Origin of the sequence: Quadrisphaera sp. DSM 44207 (assembly GCF_900101335.1) — a bacterium.
Classification (GTDB): domain Bacteria; phylum Actinomycetota; class Actinomycetes; order Actinomycetales; family Quadrisphaeraceae; genus DSM-44207.
Map to the genome: position 1 here is coordinate 463,144 of NZ_FNKA01000002.1, position 14,611 is coordinate 477,754.

Consider the following 14,611-nt stretch of genomic DNA (forward strand, 5'->3'; position numbering starts at 1 on the left):
CGACCAGGGCCCTCCGGGCCCGTGCCCCGGGTGCGGCTCACCCCGCCGCGCGCGCCGTCCAGCGCTGGCCGGAGCGCTCGAGCACCAGCGGGACGTCGAACGCCTCGCCCAGGGTCGCCGCCGTCATCGCCTCGGCGACCGGCCCGGCCGCCACCACGCGCCCGCGGCGCAGCAGCAGCGCGTGGGTGACGCCCGGCGGGATCTCCTCGACGTGGTGGGTGACGAGCACCGCGCACGGGGAGGCGGGGTCGGCGGCGATGCGCCCCAGGCGGCGCACGAGGTCCTCGCGGCCGCCGAGGTCGAGGCCGGCGGCCGGCTCGTCGAGCAGCAGCAGCTCGGGGTCGCTCATGAGGGCCCGCGCGACGAGGACCCGCTTGCGCTCCCCCTCGCTGAGGGTGCCGAAGGTGCGCGCGCCGAGGCGGCCGGCGCCCATGACCGACAGCAGCGCGCCCGCGCGGGCCCGGTCCGCGGCGTCGTAGGTCTCGCGCCAGCGCCCGACCACGCCGTAGGAGGCGGTCAGCACGACGTCGAGGACCCGCTCGGAGCGGGGCACCTGCTCGGCGACCGCCGCGCTCGCCAGCCCGATCCGCGGCCGCAGCTCGAAGACGTCGACGGCCCCCAGGCGCTCGCCCAGCACCCGCGCGGTGCCGCGGGTGGGGTGGATGCGCGTCGCCGCCACCTGCAGCAGCGTGGTCTTGCCCGCGCCGTTGGGGCCGAGGACCACCCAGCGCTCGTCGTCCTGCACCGTCCAGTCGACGCCGTCCAGCAGCCGGGACCCGCCCCGCTCGACCGTGACGCCAGCGAGCGCGAGCACCTCTGCCATGCGCCGCACCCTAGTGGGGCCGACGCGCCCGCCCCGGGAGGACGCCCGCCGCCGACGGCGCCGCCCGCCTACCCTGGGCGCGTGCTCGACCTGCCCCGCTCCGCCCGGCTGGCCGCCTGGGGCAGCGCCGTCCTCGACGGGCGCGCCCGCGCCGCCGACGCCGTGCGCGCCGTCGTCCGCGACGACGAGCCGCACGCGGTCGGCGGCGGCGCCGACGCCGGCCTGGACGGCGTCGGGGGCCCCTTCGCCGCCGTGCTCGACGTCCCCGACCTGCTGACCGCCCTGGAGCGGGCCGGCGCCCGCGGCCTGCGGGTGGTGCTGCCCGCGCCGGGCGACCCGTCCGGCCTGCCCGGGCCCGCGGCGTTCAACGCCGACGCCCTGGAGGCCGGCGAGGCCGTCCTCGTCGACGGGGAGGTGCTGCTGCACGCCGGGCCGGGGCACCTGGGGGCCGTGCCGGCCGTGGAGGGCTTCGGCTCGGTGCTCGAGCCCGGCACGCGCGTGACGTGGCACCTGGCCGCCACCGCGCCGCCGCGCGCCCCGGAGGCCACCTCGCTCGCGGACGCCGAGCGCTCCCTGCGCACCGCGCTCGCGGAGGCGACGCGCGCCCTGGCCGACCTCGACGTCGCGCGCTGGCGCGAGGACGCCGCCGACCGCGTCGCCGCCGTGCGCGACGGCGGGCTGCCCCGCGACGCGCTGCCCCCGGGCACCGACGGGCGGGCGGCGCGCGTGGCGGCGTCCGCGGCCCGGGTGCGCGCCGTCGTCGCGCTCGCGGTCGAGGACGACGGCGCGGCCGTGAGCGGGTACGAGGCCGTCGCGCGGGCCCGCTCCCTGCGCGACGTCGACGCGGTGGCGCGGCGGGCGCTGGCGGTCGCGGTCAACGCCGCGCGCGCGAGCCCGCGCGCTGAGCCGCGCTGACTCGCGCTCAGGGGCGTCAGGGGCGCGGGGCCTCCAGCGCGGCCCGGTACACCCGGGCGGTGCGCTCGGCGATGGCCTCCCACGCGAAGTGCTCCACCGCGCGCCGGCGCCCGGCCTCCCCGCGGCGCCGGGCCTCCGCGGCGTCCGCGGTGGCGGCGGTGAGCACGCGGGCCAGGTCCGCCTCGTAGCGGGCCGGGTCCTCGGGCGTGCCGGTGCCGTCGTCCACCTGCTCGATGGGCACCAGCCAGCCGGTCTCGCCGTCCGCGACGACCTCGGGGATGCCACCGGTGGCCGTGCCGACCACCGCGGCCCCGCAGGCCATGGCCTCGAGGTTGACGATGCCGAGCGGCTCGTACACCGAGGGGCAGACGAAGGCGGTGGCCGCCGAGAGCACCCGGCACAGCTCCGGGCGCGGCAGCATCCGGTCGATCATGAGCACGCCGGAGCGCTGCGCCTGCAGGTCCGCCACCAGCCCGGCGACCTCGGCGGCGATCTCCTCGGTGTCCGGCGCGCCCGCGCACAGCACGAGCTGCACCTGCGGCGGCAGCTGCGCGGCGGCGCGCAGCAGGTGCGGCAGGCCCTTCTGGCGGGTGATCCGCCCGACGAAGACCACGCTCGGCCGCTCCGGGTCGATCCCGAGCTCGCGCACGTGCGCGCGCGCCTCCTCGCTGTCGTCGCGCACCCACGCGTCGGCGTCGATGCCGTTGTGCACCACGTGCACGCGGCCCGGGTCGACGTCCGGGTAGGCCTTGAGGATGTCCTGGCGCATGCCCGCGCTGACCGCCACGACCGCGGCGGCCTCCAGGTAGGCGGTGCGCTCGGCCCAGGACGACAGCGCGTAGCCGCCGCCGAGCTGCTCGGCCTTCCACGGGCGCAGCGGCTCCAGGCTGTGGGCGGTGAGCACGTGGGGCACCCCGTGCAGCAGCCCGCCGAGGTGCCCGGCGAGGTTGGCGTACCAGGTGTGCGAGTGCAGCAGGTCCGCGCCCGCGGCGTCCGCGGCGATCCGCAGGTCCACCCCCAGGGTGCGCAGGGCGGCGTTGGCGCCCGCGAGGTCTCCCGGCTCGGGGTAGCCGGTCGTGCCCGGCTCGTCCCGCTCCGCGCCGAAGCAGCGCACCCGCACGTCCAGGGCGTCCCCGCCGGGGCCGGCCGGCAGGCGCCGCAGCACGCGCACGAGCTCCGCGACGTGGACGCCGGCGCCCCCGTACACGTCCGGCGGGTACTCCTTGGTCAGGACGTCGACGCGCACCCGGGCACCGTAGCGGCGCGGCGCGGCGGGGCGGTAGCCGTCGCCCGGCGGCGTCCGGGCCGCCGTGGCGATCACCCGTGGCGATCACCCGTGGTGGTGCGTGCGGCGCGGGCCTAGGGTGCGCCCATGGCACCGAAGGTGATGGCCATCGTCCTGGCCGGTGGGGAAGGCAAGCGGCTGATGCCGCTGACGGCGGACCGGGCCAAGCCCGCCGTGCCGTTCGGCGGCACGTACCGCCTGGTCGACTTCGCGCTGAGCAACCTCGTCAACTCCGACTACCGCAAGATCGTCGTGCTCACGCAGTACAAGTCGCACAGCCTCGACCGGCACGTCACCGTCACCTGGCGCATGTCGACCATGCTCGGCAACTACGTCACGCCCGTGCCTGCGCAGCAGCGGCTGGGGCCGCGCTGGTACCTCGGCAGCGCGGACGCGATCTACCAGAGCCTGAACCTCATCAACGACGAGCGGCCCGACATCGTCGTGGTGGTCGGCGCCGACCACGTGTACCGCATGGACTTCTCGCAGATGGTGGCCCGCCACGTCGAGAGCGGGCTGCCGTGCACCGTCGCGGCCATCCGCCAGCCGATCTCCCTGGCCGACCAGTTCGGCGTCATCGCCACCGACCCGGCCGACCCGCGGCGGATCTCGGCGTTCCTGGAGAAGCCGAAGGACGCGCAGGGCCTGACCGACTCCCCCGGCGAGGTGCTGGCCTCGATGGGCAACTACGTCTTCGACGCCGCCGCCCTGGTCGACGCGGTGACCCAGGACGCGGAGCTCGAGGGCTCCCGCCACGACATGGGCGGCGACATCGTCCCGTGGTTCGTGGAGGAGCAGCAGGCCGGCGTCTACGACTTCAAGGACAACGACGTCCCCGGCTCCACCGAGAGCGACCGCAGCTACTGGCGCGACGTCGGGACCCTGGACTCCTACTACGACGCCCACATGGACCTGATCTCCGTCGTCCCGGAGTTCAACCTCTACAACTACGACTGGCCGATCTACACGCAGCAGCCGCCGCTGCCGCCGGCGAAGTTCGTGCACGGCTGGCAGGGGCGCATCGGGCACGCGGTGAACGCCGTCGTCGGCCCGGGCGTGGTCGTCTCCGGCGGCATCGTGGAGAACTCCGTGCTCGCTCCGCAGGTGCGGGTGCACTCGTGGGCGTCGGTCAGCGACTCGGTGCTCATGGACGGCGTGGAGGTGCACCGGCACGCCGTGGTGCGCCGGGCCATCCTCGACAAGAACGTCGTGGTCCCGCGCGGGGCGCGCATCGGCATGGACCCGGAGGAGGACCGCCGCCGCGGCCTGACGGTGACCGACTCCGGCGTCGTCGTGATCGGCAAGGGCCAGACCGTCCCGGTCTGAGCCGGGGCGCCCGGGCGGTCCCGCCCGATCTCCGCAAAACCACGCAGGGTGCACGGGTCGGCACGTAACGTCGCCGGTGGGAGCACCGCCCACCGCACCGCTCCCTCCGGAGCGGCCCGCGGCGACGTGCGACGACAGCCCTCCGGGACGACCGCTCCCGCCCCGGAGGGCCCCCATGCACCGCACGTCCTCGGCCGCCGCCGCGGCCGCCGCTCTCACCGCTCCCCTGCTGCTCGCCGGGCCGGCCCAGGCCGCGGCCCCGACCGCGCCGCAGTCCGCCGCGACCCAGGCGGAGGAGTGCCGCGACCTGGCGAACATCAACGCCACCCGCGCCCAGCACGGGCTCGCGCCCCTGAAGGGCCTGCAGGCGGACCTGACCGGCTACGCGCGCCGGCACGCGCAGGAGATGGCGGCCCAGGGGCGCCTGTGGCACGACATGGCGGCCCTGAAGGCCGCCGTGCCCGCCGGGTGGACGAAGCTCGGCGAGAACGTGGCCCTGAACTCGCGCGGCATCGACGCGATCCACACCGCGTACCTCGCCTCCCCGGGGCACCGGGCGAACATCCTCGACCCCGCGTTCACCACCGTCGGCATCGGCGTCTGGCACGACAGCAGGGGCGTGGTCTTCAACAGCGAGGACTTCGGCACCGCGCCCGCCAGCTGGCCGGTCCTGGACTGCCCCGCGCCCGCGGCGACCGCGCCGGCCCCGACGGCCACGGCTCCCGCGCCGCCGGCCGTCCCGACCACGCCGACGACGACGGCCACTGCTCCGAGCGCGCCGGCCCCGACGACGGCCACGGCTCCGAGCGCGCCGACGGCGACGGCGACCGCGACCGCTCCGACGGCGACGGCGCCCGCGCCGAGCGCGACGACGTCCGCGCCGAGCACCACGACCGCGCCGGCTCCGAGCGCGACGGCCTCCGCTCCGAGCACGACGACCGCACCCGCCCGGAGGACCTCCTCGCGGACCAGGACGGCGGCACCGGCGGCAGCCCCGGCCGCGCAGGACGGCGGGTGGGCGCACGAGGACTGGCACAGCCAGCGCAGCGAGCCGCAGCACACCGGGTGGTGGTCGCGGCTGCGCGACTGGCTGCGCTGACCGCAGCACGACGGGGTGGCCCTGGGTGGGCGCGCCTAGGCTGCTCAGGGTGAGCGAGCAGAGCAGCCAGGTCTCCCAGCGCCCGGTCCGGATCGGCCTGCAGGTGCAGCCCCAGCACGCCGACTACCCCGCGATCCGGCGGGCGGTCGCCGCCGCGGAGGAGGCGGGCGTCGACGTGGTCTTCAACTGGGACCACTTCTTCCCCCTCTACGGCGAGCCGGGCGGCCTGCACTTCGAGTGCTGGACGATGCTGGGCGCCTGGGCGGAGGCCACCGAGCGCGTCGAGATCGGCGCCCTGGTGACGTGCAACAGCTACCGCAACCCCGACCTGCTGGCCGACATGGCCCGCACGGTGGACCACGTCAGCGGCGGGCGGCTGGTCCTCGGCATCGGCGCCGGCTGGTTCGAGCGCGACTACGACGAGTACGGCTACGAGTTCGGCACCGCGGGCCGGCGCATCGACGCGCTCGGCGAGGCCCTGCCGCGCATCAAGGCCCGCTGGGCGCGGCTGAACCCGCCGCCGACCCGCAACGTCCCGGTGCTCGTCGGCGGCGCGGGCGAGCGCAAGACGCTGCCGCTGGTGGCGCGGCACGCGGACGTCTGGCACGGCTTCGGGGACGTCGAGACGGTCGCGCGCAAGAGCGCCGTCCTCGACGAGCGGTGCCGCGAGGTCGGTCGCGACCCGGGCGAGGTGGAGCGCTCCGTCGGCGTCGAGGGCGACCCCGCCACGGACGGCGAGGCGCTGCACGACCTCGGCGTCACCCTCTTCACCGTCGGCGTCTCCGGTCCGGACTACGACCTGGGGGCCCTGCGCGAGTGGCTGGCCTGGCGCGACGAGAAGAACCGCGGGTGAGCGCACCGTCGCCGAGCCCTCCCGCGCCGCCGGCAGCGCCGCCGTCCGCCTCGCCGTCCGCCTCGCCGACGCTGCTGCTGCACCTGACGGGCGCGGACCGCCCCGGCCTGACCGCGGCGGTGCTCGCGACCCTCGCCACCCGCGGCGTGGAGGTCCTCGACGTCGAGCAGCTGGTCGTGCGCGGGCACCTGACCCTCGCCCTGCTCACCACGCCCGGGGACGACGGCGCCGCCACGGCCGCGGGGGTGCGGGCCGTCGCGGACGACCTCGGCCTCGCGCTCGTCTCCTCCCCGGGGGCCGCGGAGGAGCGGCGGCGCGGCGGGCGGGTGCACGTGACGCTGCTGGCGCGGCCGCTGAGCGCCGCCGCGGTGGCGGCGGTGGCCGGGGCCGTCGCCGGCACGGGGGCGAACATCGACCGCATCCGCCGCCTGTCGCGAGAGCCCGTCACGAGCCTGCAGCTCGACGTCTCCGGCGCCGAGCCGGAGGCGCTGCGCCGCGTGCTGGCGGCCGAGGCCGCCGTCCAGGGCGTGGACGTCGCGGTCTCCCCCGCCGGCCTGGCCCGGCACGGGCGCCGGCTGGTGGTCATGGACGTCGACTCCACCCTGATCCGGCACGAGGTGATCGAGCTGCTGGCCGCCCACGCCGGGCGCGAGGCGGAGGTGGCCGCCGTCACCGAGCGCGCGATGCGCGGCGAGCTCGACTTCGCGGCCTCCCTGCACGAGCGGGTCGCGGCGCTGGCGGGCCTGGACGCCGCCGTGCTGGAGCGGGTGCGCGACGCCGTGCAGCTGACGCCCGGCGCCCGCACGCTGTGCCGGGTGCTGCACCGGCTCGGCTTCACCCTCGCCCTGGTCTCCGGCGGCTTCGCCGAGGTGGTCCAGCCCCTGGCGGCCTCCCTGGGCATCGCGCACGTGCGCGCCAACCGCCTGGAGGTCGTCGACGGCCGCCTGACCGGGCGCGTGCTCGGGCCGGTCGTCGACCGCGCCGCGAAGGCGGTGGCCCTGCGGGAGTTCGCCGCCGCCGAGGGCCTGCCGCTCTCGCGCACCGTCGCGGTCGGGGACGGCGCGAACGACCTCGACATGCTCGCCGCGGCCGGGCTGGGGGTCGCGTTCAACGCCAAGCCGGTGGTGCGCGAGCAGGCCGAGGTGGCGCTGACGACGCCCTACCTCGACAGCGTGCTGTACCTGCTGGGGATCACCCGCGAGGAGGTCGAGGAGGGCCTCGCCGAGGCCGGCGAGGACGCCCCGCCCGCCTGAGCCCCCCGGGGCTCGGGCCCGCCCCGCGGCGCCCGCTGGGCGCGGCTGCGAGGCTGGGGCCGTGCACCTCCTCACCGCCGCCTCCGAGACGGCGCGGTCCCGCTTCCGCGCCCGGGTGTCCGGGGACCCGACGGGCGCCCCGGCGTGGGTGCGCGACATCGCCCGCGTCGGGCGCGGGCCGGGCTGGTTCGAGCCGGACGGCGTCGTCTGGCGGGTGCACGGCGACCTGTCGACCCTCGTCGGCGGGGTCGCGGCCCTGCTGGGGCAGGCGACCCACCCGCTGGCCCTGGCCGGGGTGCAGGGGCACTCCGACTACGTGGAGGACCCGTGGCGGCGGCTGGCCGGCACGGCCCGCTGGCTCGTGGTCAGCACCTTCGGCTCGGCGGAGCTCGCGGAGCGCGAGGCGGCCCGGGTGCGGGCCAGGCACGTGGTGGTGCGGGGCGTCGACCCCGCCGGTCGCGCGTACTCGGCATCGGACCCGCACCTGCTGCGCTGGGTGCACCTGGCCTTCACCGACGCCTTCCTCGCCGCCCAGGAGGGGGTCGGGCGGGACCTGGCGCCGCGCTTCGGCCGCCGCTGGCCCGACGCGTACGTGGCGCAGTGGGCGCGCAGCGCCGCGGCGCTGGGCGCCCGCGACCTGCCCGGGACCAGGAGCGAGCTGGTCGAGGCGCTCGCCGCGCACGGCCCGCAGCTGGAGCCGGTGCCGGAGCAGGTCCGCGCGTTCCTGTCGGCGCCACCGGGCCTGGGCCCCGCCGAGCGGCTGTTCTACCGCGGGATCGCGGACGCGGCGCAGCTGCTGCTCTGCCCGGCGCTGGCGCCGCTGGCCGACGTGCCCGGCCGCGGCGGCACCAGCGCCAGCCGCGCGCGGCTGGCGCTGGTGCGCGCCCAGCTGCGGGGGCTCTCGCTCGTCCTGGGCCCGCACAGCCCCTCCGAGGAGGCGGCCCGGTGGCGGCTCGGCCTGGGCCCGGCCCCTGCCTGGGCGCTGGAGGAGCAGGCCGCCGGTCCCGGCTGAGCCGGCTGTGCGCTCAGGCCGTGCGCTCAGGCCGAGCGCTCGGGCCGGCCGCTCAGGCCGCGCGTCGGCGCAGCGCGTCGTGCAGCGCCGTCCGGTCGTCGAAGCGGCGGGTGCGCCCCGCCGCGACCAGGTCCTGGTCGGCACCGCGCCCGGCGACCACGAGGACGTCGCCGGGCCGGGCCCGGGAGACGGCGAGGGCGATCGCCCGCTCGCGGTCGGGCTCGACGAGCACCTCGGCCCGGCCGGCGCTGCGCGCGCCGGCGGCGACGTCGTCCCGCAGCGCCGCCGGGTCCTCCCCGTGCGGGCTCTCGTCCGTGACCACGACGGTGTCGGCGTGGACGCCGGCGGTGCGGCCCAGGGGTGCGCGCTTGCCGGGGTCGCGCCCACCGGTGGCGCCCAGGACGACGATCAGCCGCCCGCGCGCCAGGGACCGCAGGTACGGCAGCACGCGGCGCTGGCCGGCGGGGTTGTGCGCGTAGTCCACGAGCGCGAGGAACGGCTGGCCGGCCTCGACCCGCTCCAGCCGGCCGGGGACGCCGCCGAGCCCCTCGATCCCCGCGACGGCGGCGTCGACGTCCACGCCCGTCGAGGCGAGCGCGGCGACGGCGCCGACGGCGTTGTCCACCTGGTGGGCGCCGAGCAGGCGCATCCGCACCGGCACGTCGACGCCCGGACCGCGCAGCCGGAAGGCGGTGCCCTCCGCGCTCGCGGCCACGTCGCAGGCCCACCAGTCGGCGCGGGCGCGCGGACCGGCGCCGCACCCGAAGGTGACCACGGGGGTGCGCACCGATCGGGCCAGGCGGCGACCGTGCTCGTCGCCGGTGCCGACGACGGCCAGGGCGCAGCGCTCGGGCTCGAAGAGGGCGGCCTTGGCGGCGAAGTAGCTCTCCAGGTCGCCGTGGAAGTCCAGGTGGTCGCGGCCGAGGTTGGTGAAGACCGCGGCGGCGAAGCGGACGCCGTCGACGCGGTGCTGCACCAGGCCGTGGCTGGAGACCTCCACGGCCGCGGCCCTGCTGCCCCGCTCGCGCAGGCTGGCCAGCGACGCGTGCAGCTCGTCGGCCTCGGGCGTCGTCCGCCGGCTGGGGCGGGTGCCCTGCGGGCCGCGGGTGACCACGCCGCCGACGATGCCGGGACGGCGTCCGGCAGCGGCCAGCCCCGCCTCGAGCAGGTGGGTGGTGCTCGTCTTGCCGTTGGTGCCGGTCACCCCGTACACGTCGAGCGACTGCGAGGGGTGGTCGTAGACCCAGGAGGACAGCGGGCCGAGCACCGCGCGGGGGTCGCGGACCACCAGGGTGGCGGCGCCGGGCACGGCGCGGTCGCCGAGGACGGCGACGGCCCCGCGGGCCAGGGCCTCGGGCACGAAGCGGGCGCCGTGCACCCGGGCGCCCGGCAGGGCGGCGTAGAGGTCGCCGGGCAGGACGGCGCGCGAGTCCTGGCTGGTCCCGGTCACGACGGCGTCCGCCGCCTCGGCGCCGATCGGCCCCTCGATCCGGCAGCCGAGGGCGCGAGCCACCTCGGCGAGCCGCTTGGGCCGGTGGTGCACGGGCCGCCAGGGGTCGGCGGACGGCGGCACGCGGCCGCTCGGCCCCGGGCCGGACTCCAGGGCCGTCATGCTGGAGCGCCTGCCATGTGGGCCTCCTCGGCGCACCGCTGCAGCGGCGTCCACCGGCCGGGAGGCCGGTGGTGCGGTAGGGCTGCATCGTGCGCGACCGGACCGCGCGGCACCACCCGGGGAGCGCGGGCGCTGGCCGTGCCGGGGGCCGCGCTCGCGCATAGGGTCGTGAGCGACCGATCACCGCGCACCGACACCACGAGGTCCCCCATGAGCACCGCGCAGGAAGAGCACGTCAAGCCCGGGGTCTACACCTCCCCCGGCAAGGAGTTCACGCGGGACACGAACTACATCGGCACCCGCATCACGGCCGACGGCCGCGACGGCTACCCGGTCGAGCCCGGCCGCTACCGCCTCGTCGTCGCCCGCGCCTGCCCGTGGGCGAACCGCTCGATCATCGTGCGGCGCCTCCTCGGCCTCGAGGACGCGATCTCGATCGCCTTCTGCGGGCCCACGCACGACGAGCGCAGCTGGACCTTCGACCTCTCCCCCGGCGGCCGCGACCCGGTGCTCGGCTACGAGCGCCTGCAGGAGGCCTACTTCGCGCGCTTCCCGGACTACCCGCGCGGCATCACCGTCCCGGCGGTCGTCGACGTGACGACGAAGCAGGTGGTCACCAACGACTACCCGCAGATCACGCTCGACCTGTCCACGGAGTGGACCGCGCACCACCGCGAGGGCGCCCCGCAGCTCTACCCCGAGCGGCTGCGCGACGAGATCGACGAGGTCTCCAGGCGCGTGTTCACCGAGGTCAACAACGGGGTCTACCGGTGCGGCTTCGCCGGCTCGCAGAAGGCGTACGACCGCGCCTACGACCGGCTCTTCACGGCGCTGGACCGGCTCGAGGAGCGGCTGTCCGGCCAGCGCTACCTCGTCGGCGACACCATCACCGAGGCCGACGTGCGCCTGTTCACCACCCTGGCCCGCTTCGACCCCGTCTACCACGGGCACTTCAAGTGCAACCGGAACACGCTGTCGCAGATGCCGGCGCTGTGGGGCTACGCCCGCGACCTGTACCAGACCCCCGGCTTCGGCGACACGATCGACTTCGCGGAGATCAAGCGGCACTACTACGTCGTGCACAAGGACGTCAACCCCACCGGCATCGTGCCGAAGGGCCCGGACCTGTCCGGCTGGCTGACCCCGCACGGGCGCGAGGCGCTCGGCGGGCGCCCCTTCGGCGACGGCACCCCGCCGCCGCCCCCGCGCCCCGACGAGGTCGTCCCGCACGAGCACACCGCCGCGGGCGACGTCCAGCCGTCCGGCGCGGGGGCCTGATGCGCGCCGTCGAGGCGGCGCGGGCCGGCGGTCCGGAGGTCCTGCGCGCCACCGAGCTGCCCGATCCGCAGCCCGGGCCCGGCGAGCTGCTCGTGGACGTCGCGGCCGCGGGCGTGAACTTCATCGACACCTACCGGCGCAGCGGCGTCTACCCGATGGAGTTCCCTCACGTGCCCGGGAGCGAGGGCGCCGGCACCGTGGCGGCCGTCGGGGACGGCGTGAGCGGCGTCGGGGTCGGGGACCGCGTGGCGTGGGTGGAGGCGCCCGGGTCCTACGCCGAACGGGTGCTCGTGCGCGCCGAGGTCGCCCTGCCGGTGCCCGACGGCGTGGACGACGAGACGGCCGCCGCCGTCCTGCTGCAGGGGATGACGGCGCACTACCTGACCGCGTCGACCTTCCCGGTGCAGGCGGGCCAGGACGTCCTCGTGCACGCCGCCGCCGGCGGCACGGGCCTGCTCGTCACCCAGCTGGCCACCGCCCGAGGCGGGCGCGTGATCGGCACGGTGTCCACGGCCGGAAAGGAGGCGCTCGCGCGCGAGGCCGGCGCCGCGGAGGTGATCCGGTACACCGAGCTCGGCGACCTGGGCACCGACCTGCCCGCCGCCGTGCGCGACCGCACCGGCGGCGCCGGCGTCCACGTCGTCTACGACGGGGTGGGCAGGGACACCTTCGACGCGTCGCTGGCCAGCCTGCGCCGGCGCGGGATGCTCGTGCTCTTCGGCGGGTCCTCCGGGCAGGTGCCGCCCGTCGACCTGCAGCGCCTGAACGCCGGCGGGTCGCTCTTCGTCACCCGGCCCACGCTCGCGCACTACGCCGCGGACGCCGAGGAGCGGCGCTGGCGCGCCTCGGAGGTCCTCGGCGCCGTCACCGCCGGGGACCTGCGGGTGCGCATCGGCGGCCGCTACCCCCTCGCGGACGCCGCCCGCGCCCACGAGGACCTCCAGGGCCGCCGGACGACGGGCAAGCTGCTGCTCCTCCCCCGCGCCTGACCCCGCCCCGGCAGTGGTGCTGCGGTGACCGTGCACGTCCGGTGTGCCGGAGTCGTACCGGACCTGCACGATCACCGCAGGGGCTGAGCGGAGCGCGCGCGACCACCACGCGATCGACCACCACGGGGTCAGGGGGCGTGCAGCGCCTCCAGGACGCAGGTGCCGCCGGCCAGGTCGGACCACGCGCCGGGCGCGCGCAGCACCACGGCGCCCGCGGTCGGGACGCCGGCCCGCACCCGGGCGAGCGCCGTGCCGTCCGAGCCGTCGCCGGCCAGCGCTCCCGCCGCGCTCGAGGTGGTGGGCTCGTGCCCGACGACGAGCACCGTGCCGACGCCGTCCTCGAGCTCGGCGAGCCGGTGCACCAGCGCCGGCGCGGAGGCGCCGTACAGGTCCTCCTCGTACCGCACGGCAGCCGCCGGCACCTGCGGCGCGAGCGCGTCCCACGTCTGCCGCGCGCGCACGGCCACCGAGCACAGCACCGCGTCGGGGCGCACGCCGCGCCCGCCCAGCCACGCGGCGGTCGCCGCGGCCTGCTGCCGGCCGCGGTCGGTCAGCTCCCGGTGGACGTCGTCGCTGCCCGCCCGCGGCGGCTCGGCGTGCGCGTGGCGGACCAGGACGATCCGCCGACCCTCCGCCGCCACCCCGGCGCTGCCGCTCAGGCGCCGACGGCGTGCACGCCGCCGTCGACGTGCACGATCTCCCCGGTGGTCTTGGGGAACCAGTCCGACAGCAGCGCCACGCACGCCTTCGCCGGGGGCACCGGGTCCTTGACGTCCCAGTGCAGCGGGGCGCGCTGGTCCCAGGTGGTCTCGAAGGCCTCGAAGCCGGGGATGGCCTTGGCGGCGGTGGTGCGCACCGGCCCGGCGGCGACGAGGTTGCACCGGATGCCCCGCGGGCCCAGCTCGCGCGCCAGGTAGCGGCTGCACGACTCGAAGGCGGCCTTGGCCACGCCCATCCAGCCGTACACCGGCCAGGCGAGGGAGGCGTCGAAGGTGAGGCCGACGACGCCGGCGCCCTCCTGCAGCAGGGGCTGGCAGGCGACGGTGAGGCTCTGCAGGGAGTACGCGGAGACCTGCAGCGCGACCGCGACGTCCGACCACGGGGCGTTGAGGAAGTTGTCGCCCATCGTCGTCTGCGGGGCGAAGCCGATGGAGTGCACCACGCCGTCGAGGCCGTCGACGTGCTCGCCGACGGCCCCGGCGAGGGCCGCGAGGTCCTCCTCGCTGGAGACGTCCAGCTGCACGACGGGCGCCGGCCGCGGCAGCCGCCTGGCGATCGCCTGGGTGATCCTCATCTGGCGGCCGAAGGAGGACAGCACCACGGTGGCGCCCTCCTCCTGCGCCAGGCGCGCCACGTGGAAGGCCATGGAGGTGTCCGTGAGCACCCCCGTGACCAGCAGGCGCTTGTCGTCGAGCAGTCCCATCAGTGCCCCATCCCCAATCCACCGTCGACCGGGACGACAGCCCCGGAGATGTACCCCGCGTCCGGGCCGGCGAGGAAGCGCACGACCTGGGCGACCTCCTCCGCCGTGCCGAACCGCCCCGCCGGGACGGCGCCGAGGTAGGCCCGCTGCCGCTCCTCGGGCAGGGCGGCCGTCATGTCGGTCTCGATGAAGCCGGGCGCCACGACGTTGGCGGTGATGCCGCGGACGCCGACCTCGCGCGTCAGCGAGCGCGCCAGCCCCACGAGCCCGGCCTTGCTCGCCGCGTAGTTGACCTGCCCCTGGCCGCCGTACAGGCCCACCACGCTGGAGATCAGCACCACCCGGCCCCGCCGCAGCCGCACCATGCCCTTCGCCGCCCGCCGCACGCACCGGAAGGCGCCGGTGAGGTTGGTGTCGACCACGGCCTCGAAGTCCTCGTCCGACATGCGCAGCACGAGCTGGTCGCGCGTGACGCCGGCGTTGGCGACGAGCACCTCCACGGGCCCGTGCTCGGCCTCGGCCTCGGCGAAGGCGGCGTCCACGCTGGCGGGGTCCGTGACCTCGCAGCGCACGGGCAGGGCGCCCTCGGGCACGCCCTCGCCGCCTCCGGAGCGGTAGGTGGCGGTCACCCGGTCACCGGCGGCGGCGAACGCCTGCGCGATCGCCCGCCCGATGCCGCGGTTGCCCCCCGTCACCAGCACGCTGCGTCCTCCTGCCACCGGCCCTCCTCGCCCGCCCGTCCC

General features: G+C 77.3%; 14 protein-coding genes. 8 read left to right on the forward strand and 6 right to left on the reverse strand.

The annotated features are described in order from the left end of the window. Positions 1-37 precede the first annotated feature (37 nt). Positions 38-823: an ABC transporter ATP-binding protein gene (locus tag BLS82_RS08345; RefSeq protein WP_092863931.1), complete on the reverse strand. Its 786-nt coding sequence runs from the start codon at positions 821-823 to the stop codon at positions 38-40. Between the two features lie 81 nt (positions 824-904). On the opposite strand from BLS82_RS08345, the gene BLS82_RS08350 reads away from it, so the two are divergent. Then, the gene (locus BLS82_RS08350) at positions 905-1,738 is read left to right on the forward strand and encodes a hypothetical protein (protein ID WP_092863934.1); all 834 of its coding nucleotides are present in this window, start codon (positions 905-907) and stop codon (positions 1,736-1,738) included. A gap of 16 nt (positions 1,739-1,754) precedes the next feature. Here BLS82_RS08350 and glgA read toward each other — a convergent pair whose 3' ends face one another. Continuing rightward, positions 1,755-2,984 (reverse strand): glycogen synthase, encoded by a 1,230-nt coding sequence (gene glgA, locus BLS82_RS08355; RefSeq protein ID WP_092865080.1) that lies wholly within the window; start codon positions 2,982-2,984, stop codon positions 1,755-1,757. Positions 2,985-3,110: 126 nt separating this feature from the next. Here glgA and glgC point away from each other — a divergent pair, with 126 nt between their 5' ends. The 5 genes from glgC (at position 3,111) to BLS82_RS08380 (ending at position 8,566) form a co-directional block, all read left to right on the forward strand. Then, positions 3,111-4,349 (forward strand): glucose-1-phosphate adenylyltransferase, encoded by a 1,239-nt coding sequence (glgC, locus tag BLS82_RS08360; protein WP_092863937.1) that lies wholly within the window; start codon positions 3,111-3,113, stop codon positions 4,347-4,349. Between the two features lie 175 nt (positions 4,350-4,524). Continuing rightward, a complete protein-coding gene (locus BLS82_RS08365; protein WP_092863940.1) occupies positions 4,525-5,448 on the forward strand; it encodes a CAP domain-containing protein in 924 nt (307 codons plus the stop codon). Positions 5,449-5,497: 49 nt separating this feature from the next. Continuing rightward, positions 5,498-6,301, forward strand: coding sequence for an LLM class F420-dependent oxidoreductase (locus tag BLS82_RS08370; RefSeq protein ID WP_092863943.1), 804 nt, complete (start codon positions 5,498-5,500; stop codon positions 6,299-6,301). Then, the gene (gene serB / locus BLS82_RS08375) at positions 6,298-7,554 is read left to right on the forward strand and encodes a phosphoserine phosphatase SerB (RefSeq protein ID WP_218123729.1); all 1,257 of its coding nucleotides are present in this window, start codon (positions 6,298-6,300) and stop codon (positions 7,552-7,554) included. The genes BLS82_RS08370 and serB overlap by 4 nt, the downstream gene beginning before the upstream one ends. Positions 7,555-7,615: 61 nt before the next feature. Next, a complete protein-coding gene (locus tag BLS82_RS08380) occupies positions 7,616-8,566 on the forward strand; it encodes an oxygenase MpaB family protein (RefSeq protein ID WP_092863946.1) in 951 nt (316 codons plus the stop codon). Between the two features lie 52 nt (positions 8,567-8,618). Here BLS82_RS08380 and BLS82_RS08385 read toward each other — a convergent pair whose 3' ends face one another. Beyond that, positions 8,619-10,178 carry a UDP-N-acetylmuramoyl-L-alanyl-D-glutamate--2,6-diaminopimelate ligase gene (locus BLS82_RS08385; RefSeq protein ID WP_092863949.1) on the reverse strand — a complete coding sequence of 520 codons (1,560 nt, stop codon included), beginning with the start codon at positions 10,176-10,178 and terminating at the stop codon, positions 8,619-8,621. A gap of 210 nt (positions 10,179-10,388) precedes the next feature. Between BLS82_RS08385 and BLS82_RS08390 the strand changes: the two genes are divergently transcribed. After that, positions 10,389-11,456 carry a glutathione S-transferase family protein gene (locus tag BLS82_RS08390; RefSeq protein ID WP_092863951.1) on the forward strand — a complete coding sequence of 356 codons (1,068 nt, stop codon included), beginning with the start codon at positions 10,389-10,391 and terminating at the stop codon, positions 11,454-11,456. Further along, complete coding sequence (locus BLS82_RS08395) at positions 11,456-12,445, forward strand: quinone oxidoreductase family protein (protein WP_092863954.1); 990 nt, start codon at positions 11,456-11,458, stop codon at positions 12,443-12,445. The genes BLS82_RS08390 and BLS82_RS08395 overlap by 1 nt, the downstream gene beginning before the upstream one ends. A gap of 128 nt (positions 12,446-12,573) precedes the next feature. On the opposite strand, the gene BLS82_RS08400 is transcribed toward BLS82_RS08395, so the two are convergent. Genes BLS82_RS08400 through fabG form a run of 3 tightly spaced genes read right to left on the reverse strand, consistent with a single transcriptional unit; the run spans position 12,574 to position 14,587 of the window. Continuing rightward, positions 12,574-13,086 (reverse strand): SixA phosphatase family protein, encoded by a 513-nt coding sequence (locus BLS82_RS08400; protein ID WP_176819002.1) that lies wholly within the window; start codon positions 13,084-13,086, stop codon positions 12,574-12,576. A 14-nt stretch (positions 13,087-13,100) separates the two neighbouring features. After that, the gene (gene fabI / locus BLS82_RS08405; RefSeq protein ID WP_092863960.1) at positions 13,101-13,868 is read right to left on the reverse strand and encodes an enoyl-ACP reductase FabI; all 768 of its coding nucleotides are present in this window, start codon (positions 13,866-13,868) and stop codon (positions 13,101-13,103) included. Beyond that, positions 13,868-14,587: a 3-oxoacyl-ACP reductase FabG gene (fabG, locus tag BLS82_RS08410; protein ID WP_255378218.1), complete on the reverse strand. Its 720-nt coding sequence runs from the start codon at positions 14,585-14,587 to the stop codon at positions 13,868-13,870. Before fabG ends, fabI begins: the two co-directional genes overlap by 1 nt. Between the last annotated feature and the right edge of the window lie 24 nt (positions 14,588-14,611).